The 16,889-nt window shown below is 47.7% G+C and carries 19 protein-coding genes; 13 read left to right on the plus strand and 6 right to left on the minus strand.

Features of this window, described 5'->3' with window-relative positions; translation table 11 throughout:
- Positions 1-130: 130 nt before the first annotated feature.
- The gene (locus tag DFER_RS20120; protein ID WP_015813489.1) at positions 131-2,023 is read right to left on the minus strand and encodes an amidophosphoribosyltransferase; all 1,893 of its coding nucleotides are present in this window, start codon (positions 2,021-2,023) and stop codon (positions 131-133) included.
- Between the two features lie 217 nt (positions 2,024-2,240).
- On the opposite strand from DFER_RS20120, the gene recO reads away from it, so the two are divergent.
- A complete protein-coding gene (recO, locus tag DFER_RS20125; protein WP_015813490.1) occupies positions 2,241-2,936 on the plus strand; it encodes a DNA repair protein RecO in 696 nt (231 codons plus the stop codon).
- A 69-nt stretch (positions 2,937-3,005) separates the two neighbouring features.
- A complete protein-coding gene (locus tag DFER_RS20130; protein WP_041736546.1) occupies positions 3,006-3,722 on the plus strand; it encodes a DUF4488 domain-containing protein in 717 nt (238 codons plus the stop codon).
- Between the two features lies 1 nt (position 3,723).
- Here the strand turns inward: DFER_RS20130 and DFER_RS20135 are convergent, their stop codons facing one another.
- Positions 3,724-4,131, minus strand: coding sequence for a hypothetical protein (locus tag DFER_RS20135; RefSeq protein WP_015813492.1), 408 nt, complete (start codon positions 4,129-4,131; stop codon positions 3,724-3,726).
- A 311-nt stretch (positions 4,132-4,442) separates the two neighbouring features.
- On the opposite strand from DFER_RS20135, the gene DFER_RS30595 reads away from it, so the two are divergent.
- On the plus strand, positions 4,443-4,763 hold the full coding sequence (locus tag DFER_RS30595; RefSeq protein ID WP_229206062.1) for a heavy-metal-associated domain-containing protein: 321 nt from the start codon (positions 4,443-4,445) through the stop codon (positions 4,761-4,763).
- Positions 4,764-4,870: 107 nt separating this feature from the next.
- Complete coding sequence (locus DFER_RS30190) at positions 4,871-5,026, plus strand: hypothetical protein (protein WP_015813494.1); 156 nt, start codon at positions 4,871-4,873, stop codon at positions 5,024-5,026.
- A 101-nt stretch (positions 5,027-5,127) separates the two neighbouring features.
- On the opposite strand, the gene lptB is transcribed toward DFER_RS30190, so the two are convergent.
- Complete coding sequence (gene lptB, locus DFER_RS20145; RefSeq protein ID WP_015813495.1) at positions 5,128-5,859, minus strand: LPS export ABC transporter ATP-binding protein; 732 nt, start codon at positions 5,857-5,859, stop codon at positions 5,128-5,130.
- A gap of 19 nt (positions 5,860-5,878) precedes the next feature.
- The gene (gene recJ, locus DFER_RS20150) at positions 5,879-7,591 is read right to left on the minus strand and encodes a single-stranded-DNA-specific exonuclease RecJ (RefSeq protein ID WP_015813496.1); all 1,713 of its coding nucleotides are present in this window, start codon (positions 7,589-7,591) and stop codon (positions 5,879-5,881) included.
- Between the two features lie 118 nt (positions 7,592-7,709).
- On the opposite strand from recJ, the gene ruvX reads away from it, so the two are divergent.
- From ruvX to DFER_RS20165, 3 genes are read left to right on the plus strand one after another with little or no spacing between them, the layout of a single operon-like run.
- Positions 7,710-8,123: a Holliday junction resolvase RuvX gene (gene ruvX / locus DFER_RS20155; protein WP_015813497.1), complete on the plus strand. Its 414-nt coding sequence runs from the start codon at positions 7,710-7,712 to the stop codon at positions 8,121-8,123.
- Between the two features lie 48 nt (positions 8,124-8,171).
- Positions 8,172-8,756, plus strand: a complete 585-nt coding sequence (gene def / locus DFER_RS20160; RefSeq protein WP_015813498.1) for a peptide deformylase — start codon at positions 8,172-8,174, stop codon at positions 8,754-8,756.
- 24 nt (positions 8,757-8,780) lie between these two features.
- Entirely contained in the window at positions 8,781-9,572 is a 792-nt protein-coding gene (locus DFER_RS20165; RefSeq protein ID WP_015813499.1) for an amidohydrolase, read from the plus strand.
- A 24-nt stretch (positions 9,573-9,596) separates the two neighbouring features.
- Here DFER_RS20165 and gatC read toward each other — a convergent pair whose 3' ends face one another.
- Positions 9,597-9,884, minus strand: coding sequence for an Asp-tRNA(Asn)/Glu-tRNA(Gln) amidotransferase subunit GatC (gene gatC / locus DFER_RS20170; RefSeq protein WP_015813500.1), 288 nt, complete (start codon positions 9,882-9,884; stop codon positions 9,597-9,599).
- 628 nt (positions 9,885-10,512) lie between these two features.
- Between gatC and DFER_RS20175 the strand changes: the two genes are divergently transcribed.
- The 6 genes from DFER_RS20175 (at position 10,513) to DFER_RS20205 (ending at position 16,491) form a co-directional block, all read left to right on the plus strand.
- Entirely contained in the window at positions 10,513-11,352 is an 840-nt protein-coding gene (locus DFER_RS20175; RefSeq protein WP_015813501.1) for a MotA/TolQ/ExbB proton channel family protein, read from the plus strand.
- A 61-nt stretch (positions 11,353-11,413) separates the two neighbouring features.
- Positions 11,414-12,028 carry an ExbD/TolR family protein gene (locus DFER_RS20180; RefSeq protein ID WP_015813502.1) on the plus strand — a complete coding sequence of 205 codons (615 nt, stop codon included), beginning with the start codon at positions 11,414-11,416 and terminating at the stop codon, positions 12,026-12,028.
- A gap of 25 nt (positions 12,029-12,053) precedes the next feature.
- Positions 12,054-12,635, plus strand: a complete 582-nt coding sequence (locus tag DFER_RS20185; protein WP_015813503.1) for an ExbD/TolR family protein — start codon at positions 12,054-12,056, stop codon at positions 12,633-12,635.
- Between the two features lie 26 nt (positions 12,636-12,661).
- Positions 12,662-13,486 carry an energy transducer TonB gene (locus tag DFER_RS20190; RefSeq protein ID WP_015813504.1) on the plus strand — a complete coding sequence of 275 codons (825 nt, stop codon included), beginning with the start codon at positions 12,662-12,664 and terminating at the stop codon, positions 13,484-13,486.
- A gap of 218 nt (positions 13,487-13,704) precedes the next feature.
- Positions 13,705-14,652 (plus strand): substrate-binding domain-containing protein, encoded by a 948-nt coding sequence (locus tag DFER_RS20200; RefSeq protein ID WP_015813506.1) that lies wholly within the window; start codon positions 13,705-13,707, stop codon positions 14,650-14,652.
- 210 nt (positions 14,653-14,862) lie between these two features.
- Positions 14,863-16,491 carry a tetratricopeptide repeat protein gene (locus DFER_RS20205; RefSeq protein WP_229206063.1) on the plus strand — a complete coding sequence of 543 codons (1,629 nt, stop codon included), beginning with the start codon at positions 14,863-14,865 and terminating at the stop codon, positions 16,489-16,491.
- A gap of 92 nt (positions 16,492-16,583) precedes the next feature.
- On the opposite strand, the gene DFER_RS30950 is transcribed toward DFER_RS20205, so the two are convergent.
- Entirely contained in the window at positions 16,584-16,790 is a 207-nt protein-coding gene (locus DFER_RS30950; protein ID WP_015813508.1) for a hypothetical protein, read from the minus strand.
- Positions 16,791-16,889 lie beyond the last annotated feature (99 nt).

Consider the following 16,889-nt stretch of genomic DNA (forward strand, 5'->3'; position numbering starts at 1 on the left):
TGAAAATTCAGTCAACGTATTGACGCAATTTAGCTAAATTTAGTCAACGTAATGACGGAATTTAGCTAAAAGCTTGAAAAGAAAGCCGGCCTGTTTCCAAGCCGGCTTTCTTCAAACTGAATTTCCACTATTAATAAGCTCTTTCCAATTTCCCTTCAAAAGAATTCGTAAAAGCTTTGTTGACCACTTTATTTCCGCCTTGCGTAGGGTAGTTTCCGGTGAAATACCAGTCGCCGAGGTGTCCCGGGCAGGCTTTGTGAAGGTTTTCAACTGTTTGGAATACCACTGAGAGTTCGGCGTTCAGGCCTTTCGGACGGATGATCTCGGCGATTTTCTGTGAAATCTCTTCGTCGGTGAAAGGATCGTACAGCGATTTTACGAAGTTGGTATTGTATGGATTTTTAGTAGCGAGAGCCGTAACGCTTTGTGTATAAACATCTTCGAGCATGTATTCCATATCGCGCTCTTCGAGAAGCTTCAATACCGCACGGTAAGCGACAAAGTCTTTCATTCGCGACATATCGATACCGTAGCAATCCGGGAAGCGGATTTGCGGTGCGGATGACGCTACCACAATCTTCTTCGGTTTGAGACGGTCGAGCATGGTCAAAATGCTCTTTTCCAAAGTAGTACCTCGTACGATAGAGTCGTCGATGATTACGACGGTATCCACATTTTTACGCACCACCTCGAAAGTCGTGTCGTACACGCTCGAAACCATATCGTCGCGCAGTGCGTCGGCGGTGATGAATGTACGGGATTTGACGTCTTTTGTTACCAGTTTCTCGATCCGTGGGCGGAAAGAAAGCACTTTTTCAAGGTCGGCTTCGAAAAGAATGCCTTCCATGATGGCCTGCTTGCGTTTTTTGGCCAGGTATTCTTCCAAACCTTCGATCATCCCCAGGAACGCCGTTTCAGCGGTATTCGGAATGTAGGAGAAAATCGTGTTGTCGAGGTCGTAATTAACTTCTTTGAGAATTTGCGGGATCAGCAATTTACCCAATTGCTTGCGCTCGTTGTAGATATCCGGGTCGGTACCGCGGGAGAAGTAAATGCGCTCGAAGCTGCACGACCGTTTTTCGAGACGTGGCAGGATCGGGAACTCATTGTACTCCCCATTTTTATCAACAATCAGTGCGGAACCCGGCGTGATTTCGGTGATTTGATTGTAATCCACATTGAATGCAGCCTTAATCGCCTGTTTTTCAGATGCAACTACGACTACCTCATCATCAGCATAATAGAATGCGGGCCTGATGCCAGCAGGGTCGCGGATGACGAACGACGCGCCATAACCCGTGAGTCCGCACATCGCATAGCCGCCGTCGAAATCGCGGCAGGAGCGGTAGAGCAGGCGCGGCAGGTCGATATTATCTTCGATCACGTCCGATAATGTCGGGTTTTCGTAAATCCCCTTGAAGCGCTCGAACACCCGCTGGTTTTCTTCATCCAGGAAATGTCCAATTTTTTCCATTACCGTTACGGTGTCCACTTTCTCTTTCGGGTGCTGGCCCAACGAGACCAGTTTGCCGAAAAGCTCATCCACGTTGGTCATGTTGAAGTTGCCCGCCATCACCAGGTTGCGGCTCCGCCAGTTACTTTGGCGCAGCATCGGGTGACAGTTTTCGACTTCGTTAGACCCGTGCGTGCCGTAGCGGAGATGTCCCAGCCATACTTCTCCCGTGAATGCCAGGTTTTCCTGCAACCATTGCGCATCGTTGGCGTGGTCTCTGTTGTTTTTAAGACCCTTGCGGAATTTTTTGTGGATTTTGGAGAAGATATCCGTAAGTGGCTGAGGTTCTACGGATCTGTATCGGCTGATGTATCGTTTCCCGGGCGGGACGTCGATTTTGATGTTGGCTACCCCGGCTCCATCCTGGCCCCGGTTGACCTGTTTTTCCATCATCACCGAAAGCTTATGAACTGCGTACAGCGGCGTTTCGTACTTGTCGATGTAGTATTGATAAGGCTTTCTAAGACGGATAAGTGCTATGCCGCACTCATGCTTAATGGCGTCGCTCATAAGAAGAGTAATGCTTTTAGAGATATTGGTGTTTGCTGGTATGCAAAGCGTATTCCCTGAATATTAGCCTAACGAATTTCGATTCCCGTTTAGTTCGTTATTTCGTACAAAGGTACAAATCCTTTGGCTTAAAAAACTCCAAAATCGCTCAATAAATTAGAGCTTATCAATTATAAGAAAGATAACTATTTTTGATCAAATAGATATTAAAATTTCCATGCTTCATACAACCCGCGGCATCGCACTGAGCTACATCCGCTACAAAGAGTCGTCCATCATTGCCAGGATTTACACGGAAACCTTTGGTATACAGACTTATATCGTAAACGGGGTGCGGAGCAGCAAGTCCAAATCCAACAGGATCGCGTTCTTTCAGCCACTCACATTGCTCGATCTCGTGGTTTATCACAAGAACAAGGAGGATTCCATCCACCGCATCTCGGAACTCAAATGTTACGCACCTTTCGCGTCGATTCCCTACGACGTAATAAAATCAGGCCTGGGACTCTTTGTGACCGAGATGCTCGGCAAAACTTTGCGCGAGGAGGAAAATAACGAGCCATTGTTCCATTTTATTGAGCAATCGGTGCTATATCTGGATGGCGCAGAGGGTGGTTACGAAAATTTCCACATCCAGTTTCTGATGCAACTGGCACATTATCTGGGCTTTGGCGTGGAAACCGTGGACGACTTGGAAAGTGAGCTGAAAGACAATCATTTTCCGCACCGTCCCGACGCCCAGGAGCACGCGGCCACCTTGCAAATGCTGGAAAACGGCTACGGATTGTCCATTCCGCTCGACAGGGCGAGGCGGATAAATATCCTCGAAAAGCTGATTTTCTTTTACAAAATACACATGGAGGGGTTGGGGGAGATCAAATCGCTGGACGTTTTGCGTGAAGTTTTGCGCTGAAAGTTGCTTTGCGTCGAAATTGGCATAATTTTGATAACGTATATGGTAATCCCATTTAAACCGAATGCAATGAAACATATACTGACAACCGCCTTTTTACTGATTTCTTTCATCGCGATCGCGCAGGAGCGCTCTTCACAAGTGCCCAAAGGTGCGTGGAAGTCGCAGGAGCCCACGGGAAGTGCCTCTACGCTCATTGTGGCGGATAATTATCTCGTGATCGCTTCTTACAGCATTGGTAACAAGTATTTTGAAAGGACCGAAGGCGGCCCGTTTACGATGACTGGTGATAAAATGACTTATACGCCAGAATTCAATTCGGCGGATACGGCTAAAATCGGGGTTCCGATCGAATTTACGGTGACGGTGAAAGACGAAATTCTTACGCTTCGATACGAAGAAGCGATGGTGTGGATGCGCGTGGACGATGCTACCAATGTGCCGATGGCCGGCGCCTGGCACATTACCGAACGTGATAACGGGCAAGGCGAATTGGTTAAAATACACCAGACGGGCACTCGCAAAACATTGAAATTGCTTTCTAAAACCCGTTTTCAATGGTTTGCGATCGATCCGGGCGTAAAAGGATTTTATGCAACCGGCGGAGGAACCTACACAGCCAAAGATGGGAAGTACACAGAGAACATTCAGTTCTTTTCAAAAAATAATAACCGCGTAGGCACTTCGCTTTCCTTCAATTTCAAACTCGACAATGGCCGCTGGGACCATAGCGGCAAGAGCAGCGACGGCAAGCCGGTACACGAGATCTGGGAGAAAATTCCCTGATTCATTTAGGCAAGCTTTCTAATTTCTCAATAGCTTCTTGTAGCTCAGCAATGGCCTGGCGCGATTGCCGTTGGTATTCCAGCATCGACTCGTCGGTCATTGGTGGTGCTGTTTTGTGCTCGTGTGCGCCGTGCTCATGCGCGTGCTCGTGTGCGAAGCCCGGCACTTCAATTACGTGTTTCTCCCAAACTTCGATCAGGTTTTTAAGGCTATCGATTTGCGATTTTTCCGAACTTCCGTCTTTTGCGAGCGGCGACAGGCTGTCGAGTTTTTGTTCGAGTTGCTGCGATATTTTCATGGCTTCAAGATGCAAACGGTTGGCTTCGACGAGCTGCGGGCTCTTTTCGCTTTTTGGCGAGCAGGCGAATGCCGCAAGGGTAAGGACAATCAGTAAAAGGAATGGATTCATTTGAAATGGAACTTCATTAAATGCAACAATGTTGCAAAAATGAAACAAATACTTTTACCGCGCAATAGTTGCGCCGATTTTCTTCCGCTATGCGAAGCTTTTATTCTCTGTCTTTCAGCCTGATAATTACATCTTTACATATTGCGTGCTGCATTCTTCCTTTGCTATCGCTCGCGTCCCTGCCGCTTTTCGATCAGGGCTTCTTCGCCAGAAACCAGGGTTTGCTTTCGGTCTTGCAATGGGTCCTATTTGTCTGGCTGAGCGGGCGGTTGTTTGTTTTTTATTTCTGGAACAAAACCTTTCACAGCCGAATGGAGACATTTTCCTACGTGTTGGGATGGTTTATCGCATTGTCGGGACTGATTATCAACCGGTGGGAGCCGTTCAAAAGTGAGCGGCAAATGCTCGCAGAGCAACAGTTCGAACGATTCAGATCGCATCGGCAGCTTCGTGTCGAGCTGGGAGGAAGCTGCGACGGACAAAAACTGATAGCCGATCTGCGTGAGATCAATGGTGTCCGTGACGAAAGTATTGATCTAGATGCAAGTGTTGTGTCGCTGTCGTATCACAAGGAAAAAGTGTCCGAGGATGAAATTCTAGACGTGTTGCGAAAAAAAGGCTATATCAAGTGACCAACTGCCGGCATGAAGTTATTTAGATTTATTCAAAATAATTTCTCTAAACATTTGAATGATTCTAAATAGGTAATATATTTGCCTCAGTTTTAACGGCAATGTGAATGAGCGCTTTTACAATTAGTGATTACAATGCGGGTGTGGAGCAAGGGAATTTCTGGATGAAAACCTTCGAAGAAAGCACCGAATGCGTGTTTAAGAAGTGTTGCGAGAAATACAAGAAGAAGGGCAAGCATTGTAAAAAGTGCCCTAAAAAGTAACATCGCAGTTACTTAGCAGAAACTAGTAATACAGTTCATGGTGAATAATTGTAAGAGAGGGAGTGCCGCCTGAGCGTTCCCTTTTCTATGCTGCAGGCTTTTCAGATCTTCCGCTTCAACTCGAAATTCTGTCCCAGGTACACGCGCCTCACCACTTCGTCCTCCGCCAATTCTTCGGCAGTGCCTTGTTTCAAAATTTTTCCTTCAAACAGCAGATATGCACGGTCGGTGATCGATAGCGTCTCGTTTACATTGTGGTCCGTGATGAGGATGCCGATGTTTTTGTGTTTCAGCTTGGCTACAATACTTTGAATATCTTCCACGGCAATGGGGTCCACACCCGCGAAAGGCTCATCGAGTAGAATGAACTTCGGGTCTACGGCCAGTGACCTTGCAATTTCCGTACGGCGGCGCTCACCTCCCGAAAGGACCATACCCTTGCTTTTTCGAACGTGCCCGAGGTGAAATTCCTCGATCAGCTCCTCTACCTTCTGTTTTTGATCGGCTTTCGAAAGATTGGTCATTTCGAGAACGGCTTTGATGTTCTCTTCGACCGTCAATGTCCTGAAAACCGACGCTTCCTGCGCGAGGTAGCCCAGGCCCAGGCGCGCGCGCTTGTACATCGGCAGGTTGGTAATGTCCTTATCGTCGAGGTACACATTTCCGCTGTTCGGTTTCACCAATCCAACGGCCATATAAAAGGAAGTCGTTTTGCCCGCGCCATTCGGCCCCAGCAGCCCCACGATCTCGCCCTGCTCGACCTGGTAGCTTACATTATTATTAACAAGTCGAACCCCGTATTTCTTCACGAGGTTTACGGTTCTTAGTATCATTGTTCGTTTAAGTTCTTCCTTAATGCAGCTTAATGTCTTTCAACGACAGCTGCAAGGTTTTCTTGTCACGGAAATGGTTCTCTTCGAGGCAATAGCAGATCGAGAACGGCCTTCCATTGACGATATCAGGATAAAAATGCCCCATTCCGAAGCCCACGGCCGTAAATACCGCCGAGTTGTTTTGCTTCACGTCAAATTTGATATGCTTTTCCTTCATCAACATCGGCCGACCGACGAGCGTCATATTGCGTGACTCGAAAACCGGCGTCATGTTCCCCGGCCCGAACGGCCCCATCTGGCGAAGGATATTATAAAACTTAGGCGTAATCGCTTCCAGTTCCAGCAGCATATCCACATTGATCATCGGCACGAGCTGGTCGGGCTGAATGCGGCTACTCACGATTTCATTAAATCGCATTTTAAATGCTTCCACATTATCGAGCGGCAATGTGAGCCCCGCAGCAAAAGTGTGCCCGCCATATTGTTCCAAAAGATCCGCGCATTCCTCGATCGCCTCGTACACATCGAAACCCGGCACCGAGCGTGCAGAACCGGCGGCTTTTCCGTGCGAATGCGTGAGGATAATAGTCGGGCGGTGGTATTTTTCAATGCAGCGGCTGGCCACAATGCCGATCACGCCTTTGTGCCAGTCTTCCTTATATAATACGGTACTTTTTGCATTCGAAAACCATTCGTCGTTTTCGATCATAAAAAGCGCCTGCTCGGTAATGCTCGAATCGAAGTTGCGGCGCTCGCTGTTATGCTTGTTGATTTCTTCGGCGAATGAAATGGCTTCTTCCTCGATTTCGGAAAGCAGCAATCTTACAGCTTCCTTGGCGTGCTTGATACGCCCGGCGGCATTAATGCGCGGCCCGAGACCGAAAACGACATTCGTAATGTCGAGCGCGCCAGTCATCCCGGAAATCTGGATCAATGCTTTAATGCCCGTCCGCGGTTGTGCATTCAGTCTTTGCAAGCCGTAGAATGCCAGCACGCGGTTTTCGCCGGTAATAGGCACAATGTCGGATGCGATGCTGACCACCAGCAAGTCCAGGTAATCGTACAACGTCTCGGGATCGAGGACCTGCTTGACACAAAATGCCTGCAATAATTTGAATCCGACGCCGCAGCCGGTGAGCTCTTTATAAGGATACAAACAATCCTCGCGCTTCGGATCGAGCACCGCGGCGGCAGGCGGAAGCTCATCGCCGGGGCGGTGGTGGTCGCATATAATGAAGTCGATGCCTTTCTCGAGGGCGGCGGTAACCTTGTCCACAGATTTGACGCCGCAGTCGAGGGTTACTATTAATGTATAGCCATTGGCATGCGCCCATTCCACGCCTTGCCACGAAACGCCGTAGCCTTCCTCGTAGCGGTCGGGAATGTAGTAGTCGAGATTGGGATAAATTCTTTTGAGAAAACCATAGAAGAGTGCGACGGACGTGGTGCCATCCACATCGTAATCTCCGTAAACCAGTATTTTCTCATTTGAATCAATGGCTTTGATCAAACGCTCGACGGCTTTCTCCATGTCGGCCATCAGGAAAGGATCGTGCAAATGCCGGATGTCGGGGCGGAAAAAATCGCGGGATTGATCGAAATCGAGAATGCCGCGCTGAACCAAAAGCGTTGCCAGCGAGGGACTTACTTTCAAAGATTCGGCAAGGCTCTGCGCAACCTGTTCTTGTTCAGAGGTAAAGGGAGGGTGGTGTATCCAGCGCTTTTCAATCATATAGCAAAGATAATCGGATTCCGGAATGCTTGCAGCCAAAATGTGCAATCGGGTGATCGATCGGGAAAAGCTAGCCGAAAGCTCTTATCTTTGCAAACTATTAACATATTTTAAGCCCATGCCACGTCTCCTGGCGATAGATTACGGTGCCAAACGCAGCGGCATTGCCGTTACCGATCCGTTGAAAATCATCGCAACCGCGCTCGATACGGTCCCTACGCATCAGCTCACCGATTTTCTCAAAAAATACACATTGAGCGAGCAGGTGGAGGCATTCGTGGTAGGCATGCCCAAAAAGCTGGATAATACCGACAGCGAAAATGCGGCCCGGGTTACCGCTTTTGTCAAATCATTACAAAAAGCATTTCCCGAAATCTCCGTGCATTTGCACGACGAGCGGTTTACATCGTCCATGGCGCTGCAATCCATGATCGCCTCGGGTTCGAAGAAGAGTGACCGCCGCGACAAGGGCAATATCGACAAGGTGAGTGCGACGATCATCCTCCAATCTTTCATGGAGAGCCGAAGGTAGAATTTGCAAGTAGTACATATTATATAGGAAGCAAAAGTTTTAATAGACATGATTTATCCAATAGTTGCATACGGTGACCCCATCCTGAGAAAGCCGACCCGTTTTATCGAGAAAGATGAAGTGGATTTGAAGAAACTTTCAGAGGATATGTTCGAAACTATGCACGGAGCGAACGGCGTTGGGCTTGCGGCCCCGCAGATCGGTCTGAATATCCGCATTTTCGTAGTGGACGGCACGCCGTTCGCCGAAAGAGATGAGGACGATGACGACGAGCCGGATCTGTCATTGGTCGATTTCAAAAAGACATTCATTAATCCCGAGATATTGGAGGAAACCGGCGAGGAATGGGGATTCGAAGAAGGCTGCCTGAGCATTCCCGGCATCCGCGGAGATGTGTACCGCCCCGAAACGCTCCGCATCCGCTACCGCGACCTCGACTGGAACGAGCATGAAGAAACCTATTCCGGCATGGCGGCCCGCATTATCCAGCACGAATACGACCATTTGCTGGGCAAACTGTTTGTAGATTACCTGCCGACGCTCAAAAAGCAGTTTATCAAAAAGAAACTGACCGATATTTCCAAAGGAAACGTAGATGCCGACTACCGCATGCGTTTTCCGGGCCGGAGATAAGTTTTAACCCAATATTTTTCGGTGATGCAGGAGCATAAGGAAATTCTTTCCATCGCATTGGTGCAGGCCGATCTGCATTGGGAAGATGTGACGGCCAACCTTGCTTCTTTTGAAGAAAAGCTGGCTGCGTTGCCGGAGGCGGTCGATGTGATCGTGCTGCCGGAAATGTTCAATACCGGTTTTACGATGAACACCGCGCTCGCCGAGCCGATGAACCTCACCACCACGCGCTGGATGAAGCAAATTGCGAAACAGCAGAATGCATTGGTGGTAGGAAGTTTCGCGGTGAATGACGGCGGCCGCTTTTTTAACCGCCTTCTTTGTGTACGCCCGGACGGGACCTATTCGCAAAGCGACAAGCGGCATTTGTTCAGAATGGGGGAGGAGCACAGTCATTACACCGCGGGCAATGCACGGCTGACGATTGAATGGAGGGGCTGGAAGTTCTGCCCGCTCGTTTGCTATGACCTGCGCTTCCCGGTATGGAGCCGTAATCTGCAAAGTGACCCGTACGACATCTTATTTTTTGTAGCAAACTGGCCCGCACGCCGCGCGCATGCGTGGAGCACGCTGTTGCAGGCGAGGGCGATCGAAAATCAGTGTTATGTGATGGGCGTAAACCGCGTCGGGACCGACGGGAACGGGCTGGAATATCGCGGAGACTCCGTGGCGCTCGATTACCTGGGTGAACCCATTGCCATGCTCACAAACCAGGAAACCGAAAAGATCGTGCACATTTCGAAGGCGGAGCTTGCGACATACCGGGAGAAGTTTCCGGCATTGTCGGATGCCGACGATTTTGAGATCCGCTGTTGAGGTATAGGACATTGTGTCCTATACTTACTCAATCACTTTGGGTACCATTATATATGTACTGTTTTTCGAAGGCGCATTGAACAGCGCTTCCTCGCGGGTGAGGGTGTTAGCGCCTTTATCTTCCCGCCAGTTATTTTCTTCGTCGAGTACGTGCGTCAAAGGCTCCACTCCCTGCGTATTGATTTCATTGAGCTGGTCCATCCAGGTGAGAACAGAATCCATGCTGCTCAAAAGTGCGGCTTCTTCTCCCGGCCTGATCTCCAACCGCGCAAGGTGTGCGATCTTGTTGAGCGATTCCTGATCGATCTTCATGTGTATTTTAAGAATTTGTTAAGTTAGCAGACATGCTATCTGCCGAAAACCAAAATTACCTGATTTTTGTGATTCCGCTAGTGGTACGCTCCGGGAAATTGACGCAGGGAGCCGGTGACGGGCGAAAAATTCGGATGTGGCGGCGGATTGATTTAGTCAAATTTCGGGTACCGGCGAAAAATCCCGGACTCTGAAATTTAAAATTGTTGTCAAGACACATAGTAGGAGAAAAATAATATTTGCTTTTCTAAGGTAATCTTGAAATATTTTGAAACGCAAATCTCCTCACTAAAAAACATGTTGCTACATATGAACGCAAAGAGTGCAATTTTATAGAGGTTCCCGGGAGTGGGATATATCCTTATATATCAGTACAAAAACCAGAATTATTACTAAAAATAGAAGGGAGGGCATTCTTTAAAATATGCAATTCGGAGCCGTTTTGGCGAAAAAACTGAGAAAAAATCTGCCGAAACGCTTGCTTTTTTTTAAAAGGAAAACTCATACTTTTGTAGATGTCGTTTATCCGAAAAGCATTCAAAATTTTATTTTACGAAAACCAGTTTAAACCAAAAGTTTTATTTAATTCACAACCAAAATCTCAATTTAACCTTTAAAAGTAAGTCTGATGGAAAAGAAAGCTACAAGTCCGGCACCAGCTCCAAAGCCTGCTGCGGCAGCAACTAAAGGCAAAGGCGGTTTGAACCCGGCATTGGTAATCCCTCTACTTTTTGCGATTGCACTTTGTGTTTACATTTTCGTGTTGGGAGCTCCCGAACACTTCAAAGATGGCGATCACGAAAAAGGACCTATCGATGGTGATTACTACGGAATCGTTTACAAGGGTGGTCCTATCGTACCGATCTTGATGACGTGTTTCCTTATTGTATTGACCTTTACAATCGAGCGTCTGATCACTTTGAACAAAGCTAGCGGCTCAGGCAGCATCGATGCATTCGTTCGTAAAGTGAGAAGCCTGCTTGACAAAAACCAAATCGAAGAGGCTATCAAAGAGTGCGATAAGCAAAAAGGATCTGTTGGTAACGTAATCAAAGCGGGTCTTTTGAAATATAAGCAATTGACTACTGAAACTGCGCTTGACAAAGAGCAGAAACTGGCGGCTCTTCAGAAAGAGATCGAAGAAGCTACTACACTTGAACTTCCAATGCTTCAGAAAAACCTGACCATCATCGCTACATTGGCGGGTGCATCTACCCTCTTGGCGCTTTTGGGAACGGTAATCGGTATGATCAAGGCGTTCGCGGCTTTGGGTACATCAGGTTCACCTGACTCTGCTGCTCTTGCAACTGGTATCTCTGAGGCCCTTATCAATACCGCATTGGGTATCGGTACTTCGGCTATCGCGACAATCTCTTACGCTTACCTGAACAGCCGTGTTGACGATCTTACTTACAGCATCGACGAAATTGGCATGAGCCTTCAGTCGAACTTTGCTGCACATTATTAATAGTTCGCTGAACTATTTTATAGTGAAGTTTCGTTAATATAAAAAAAACTTATATATTTGTATGGCAAAGGTAAGGCCTAAGAAACATGCGCCGCATACTGATATGACGGCGATGACGGATGTGGCGTTCTTGCTCTTGACGTTCTTCATTATGACGGCGACTTTTAAGTCGAACGATGCAGAGATTACAACACCTACATCGATTTCGCAGATCAAAGTGCCAGATGATAAGATTATGGTCATCAGCATTGACAAAGCAGGGAAAGTGTTCTTTGGTGTGGATGCCCAGCCCACTCGCGCTGCGATGCTGGACAACATTGGCCAGGCCAAGGGCATTACATTCACTGATGCTGAGAAGGCGAAGTTTGCACTGCAGTCAAGCTTTGGTTTACCTCTCAATCAGCTGAAACCCTGGTTGAACATGCCGAAAGAGCAAATGAGCCAGGTGAAGCAACCAGGTATCCCGGTTGACTCCACAGGCGCCAGCGAATTGGCAGACTGGGTTTATGCTGCGCGGAAAGCAGACAGCCAACTACGTATTGCATTGAAAGGCGACAACCTGTCGAAGTTCCCTGCATTCAAAGACGTACTGGCAAACCTGCAATCGCAGAATATCAACAAGTTCAACCTGATTACAGGTAGCGAGCAAGCACCAGCCGGTTACACAAACGATTAATGTTATCATTTAATAATTAGAAGAAATGGCAGCAATAGAAGAATCCGGTGGTGGTGGGCACGGTAAAGGTGATGGTAAGGTCCGGGGTAAGAAAATGTCCACCCGTGTGGACATGACTCCGATGGTGGACCTGGGATTTTTGCTTATTACTTTTTTCATGCTTGCGACAACAATGTCTAAACCGACATCCATGTCGCTCGCGGTGCCTGACAAAACCGAAGATCAGGAAAAACCGACCGAACCTTTGAAAGCATCGAAAGTATTGACCCTGTTTATGGGCGATAACGACGATGTGTATTATCTGGACGGTATCGCTGCTGATGATGATAAAGCGAAAACTGAACTGAAAACGACCCGCTACGGGCACGATCTCAGAACCGTGATCTTCGCGTCTCAAAAGCGTATCAATGCAGCTAATCCAAAGGACAAAGACGGTAATGAAGCGTTTGTGGTGGTAATTAAGCCTACGGAAGTATCTACCTATAAAAACATGGTAGACGTGCTGGATGAAATGGCGATCACCAAGACCAAACGTTATGCACTCGTGGACAACCTGACCGACTCGGAGAAGGAAGTTCTCGGTGACAAAATCAAACCTAAAAATTAGTTTTAAACAAAATTAATCACAGCGCCATGGCAGAAATAAGCCCGAATGCGACACTGGATGATATAGTGTTCGCGGATCGTAATAAGGCGTACGGAGCTTTTGAACTTCGTCAGGGTTATCGCAGAGATGTGACGAAGGCCACTATAATCGGAGCTGCGCTTTTTGTTCTTGCCATGTTTACACCGTCGATCATTAACAGCTTGACGGCCGGTAAGGAAGAAGAGGCGCCGATGGTTGAGGTGGACTTAATGAAGATCCCGCCGCCACCAATTGACCCGGCAGAACCACCACCGCCGCCACCACCACCAGTGGAAGCGCCGAAGGTGAACACAGTTAAGTTCTTGCCACCAGAGGTTAAAAAGGATGAAGAGGTTCCGGAAGAGGTACCACCACCAACAGTAGAAGAAATCAAAGAAGCTGTTGTTGCTGACAAAACCATCGAAGGTGACCCCAACGCGAATGAAATTATTGTTGCACCCGAAGCTGTTGCAGCACCTAGCAAAGGAACAGTAGTAGAGGCAGCCCCTGAGCCTGAAAAGGTATTTACAGTGGTTGAGCAGCAGCCTGAGTTCCCGGGAGGTACCACAGAAATGTACAAGTATCTTTCTAAGAACATCAAATACCCAAGTGCAGCATCACGTGCTAACGTTTCAGGAAGGGTGTTCTTGTCCTTTGTTGTTAACACCGATGGAAGTATCCAGGATGTATCCGTACTGAAAGGCTTGGGTTTTGGTTGCGATGAAGAGGCGATCCGCGTAGTGAAAGCTATGCCGAAATGGAAGCCAGGAAAGCAATCAGGACGTGCAGTTCGTGTGAAATACAACCTGCCAATCAACTTCCAATTGGAGTAAGGCATGAGGGAGAAACCATTGCATGAAAAGCTCGGTGATCTGACCTCTTCGGTAATGGCTCTGGCATACGTAGGAGGAGGGGTCTTTTTGATCCTCTCCTCCTTCTCATTTAGATTGTTGCCGATCGGCAGCGTCTGGCGGTATGCTTTTGCTGGCACGCTTATTTTATATGGCCTGTACCGCGGGTACAGGGTGTTGAGGAGAAACCAGGACGAGTCATGAGAAAGAGATGGACAGCGCTGCTGTTGTTGCTACCCCTCGGTGTAGCTGGATTATTGAGATGTACTTCGTCCAACGGCGACCTGGACAACCCGCGGCAAGGTACAATCACCATTGCCGCAGATGAGTCGTTCAAGCCGCTGGTTAATTCGTTGACAAGTGCGTATGAGGGAATTTACCCCAATGCGCACTTCAAAGTGGATTACAAGCCAGAACAGGAAGCGATCCGACAACTTCTGAACGATAGTGCCCGGGTCATTTTCGCGACGCGACAGCTGAACGAAAAGGAGCTGGAAATGATCAAAAAGCAGAAGGGCAGCCAGAAATTCCAGCACATTGCAACCGACGGACTGGCGCTCGTGATCGGAAAAGCGAACCCGGATAGTCTTATCACGATTCCGGAATTGAAAGCGATCATGGAAGGTAAAATCACCGACTGGTCGCAGATCAAGGGAGCACAGCAGGGCCTGATCACATTGGTTTTCGATAATGCGAATGCCAGTAATCTGAACTTCGTGCTCAACAAGTTTGGCGTTAAGGACATTCAGAAGCTGAGGATTATCTCAGCGGGATCTAACGAAAATGTCATCAAGGATGTCCGGGAAAACCCGACGCACCTGGGTTTCATCGGGGTGAACTGGATCAGCGATGGAAATTCGCTCGCATCGGAAGAGCTATCGGAAGGCATTCGGGTGATGGGAGTTGCCAAAGACGCCCAGCCTGACTCACTTTCGGACTACATTCAGCCGTTTCAGGCGGGATTGGAGTTCAAGCGTTATCCGCTGCACAGGGACCTTTACATTATCAGCCGGGAAGGCTACTCGGGGCTCGGCGGTGGGTTGATGACCTACATCGCCCGGGACGTCGGAGGGCTGATTATTCAGAAAATGGGTTTGCTGCCGACGGTAGTTTATCCGAGAGAGCTGGAAATCAAGAAAGAGTTATAGTAAAATAAACAATTAGTAGATTTGGGGCTTGTTATTGAAAAACCAAGTTTTTTATCATTATTTTAACCCGGGTAAAAAATGAACAGAAACATGAGAATGAAATTAGTAGCATTGGTAATTGGTTTATTAGCGTTTGTTAACTTACACGCACAGACGGTACAGGATGGCTTGGCTTTAATTCGTGGCGAACGTTACACTGAGGCAGGAGATTTGTTCAAGAAACTTGCCGAAGGAAGCCCTTCTGCTGATAACCAATATTACCTTGGTTATTACTATATCAAAACCGACCAATTGGATGAGGCGCAGAAAGCATTCGACAAAGGTCTGTCGCTGGACGACAAGTCATATCTGAACAAGGTAGGTCTTGGAACAATCGCCCTGGCGAAAGGTGACCGTGCAAAGGCGAAAGAGCTTTTCGATGAAGCTGAAAAGAAGAAAAAGAAAGATGCCGAAGTTCTTTTCAGAATAGGCGAGGCTTACACGCTGTTTGAGAAAAACAATGATCCTGCCGAAGCGATCCGTTTGCTTGACCTGGCAATTGCCCGTGATAAAAACCTGGCTGACGCTTACCTTGCAAAGGGCGACGCGCTGATGCTGCGTAACGAAGGTGGTAACGCGGTTACAGCTTACGAATACGCTTTGACAACGAAACCAAACTACGCAGCTGCTCACAATGCAATCGGTTCTATTTACCTCCGTGGTAAAAACTACAACCTTGCATTGGAGAACTATAAGAAAGCGATCGAGGCTGATGCGAACTTCGCACCTGCTTACAAAGACCTGGCTGAACTTTACTTCTGGGCTCAGAAATACAAGCAGGCTGCTGAAAACTTCGATCTTTACCTGCAAAAAAGCGGTAGCACCGATCCTAAAATGAAGCTCCGTGGTGCACAGTTTGCATTTACTGCTGACGACTACGCGAAATCGCTCCAATTCCTGGAAGAAGCAAAAGGCAAAATCAACGACCCTATCACCAAGCGTATGTATGGTTGGGCGTATTTCAAAACCAACAAGCCTGACGAAGCGATCCAGAACCTGGAAGAATTCATCAAAGTTGCTCCTGAGAAAGTAATCGGCGACGACTACAAATACCTCGGCCGTGCCCTGAACGCTAAGTCAACCGACGGCAAAGGCTACGATTCGTTGGGTATGGAGTATATCAAAAAAGGTGCTGAAATGGATACCAGCAAAGCGGAAGCTGCTGCTGCTTACAAAGAAGTTGCCGGCTTGTACTACGCTGCCAAAGATTTCCCTAAGGCTGCTGCTGCTTACGAAAAAGGTAACGATCTGGATACAGCAAAAGCAAGCGCTAACGATTACTACTACGAAGGTCTTGCTAACTTTCAGAGCGCACAAGCTATGGTCGTTCCAACGTCGGCAGATTCTAACTTTGCTGACAGCTCGAAAATTGCAATCGACAAGCGCAACCTGTACCTGAAGGCGGATTCAATCTTCGCTACCGTAACGCAGAAACTGCCTGAATGGCCTTACGGTTACTACTGGCGTGCAAGTACGCTTTACAATGCGTACGACAGACAAGAGAATGTTGATAAGGGTATTTCGCAACCATACTACCTGAAATTGACGGAACTTGCTGAAAAAGACCCAGATCCTAGCAAATACAAGTCGTATCTCCGATTGGCTTACGGTTACCTGGCATTCCACGCACAGTCGACGTTGAAAGACGAAGCGAAAGCGAAGGAGTATTGGGAGAAACTACTGAAAGTAGATCCGGACAATGCGGCTGCAAAAGAAGCATTGGGACTCGCAGTTGCCCAGCCGGCAGCGCAACCAGCAGCAGCTGGTACTGCGGCTAAGCCTGCTCCAAAGAAGAAGTAATTTCCAGAATAGCTATAAGTAAGAAAGCCGCCCGAATCCGGGCGGCTTTCTATTTTTATAAGCTCTCGATTATCAATCAAATGGTATTGTCGCTATTTCAACGAAGAAATTCTCTCAAAACAAGTATTTAACACTGGTAAGTGAACGGTCGCATAATGGTCATAACACCACTGCCTAAGCCTTTTGATCTCAGCCGGCATTAACATGCGGATGGCTTTCCTGAGTTCCTTTTCAAATAATTTGCGGTCGAAGCTGACTTTCTGGAGAATAATTTTAATGTATTCAAGCATCGAGGCCATAGTATTATGTAGTTTTGTGGTTTAGGGACAACGATAAAACAAAAGAAACCCTTAAAAACGCTTCGTTTTCAGCAATTCCTAATAAAGATAACGAAAAAC

The organism is Dyadobacter fermentans DSM 18053, from assembly GCF_000023125.1.
In the GTDB taxonomy this organism is placed as follows: domain Bacteria; phylum Bacteroidota; class Bacteroidia; order Cytophagales; family Spirosomataceae; genus Dyadobacter; species Dyadobacter fermentans.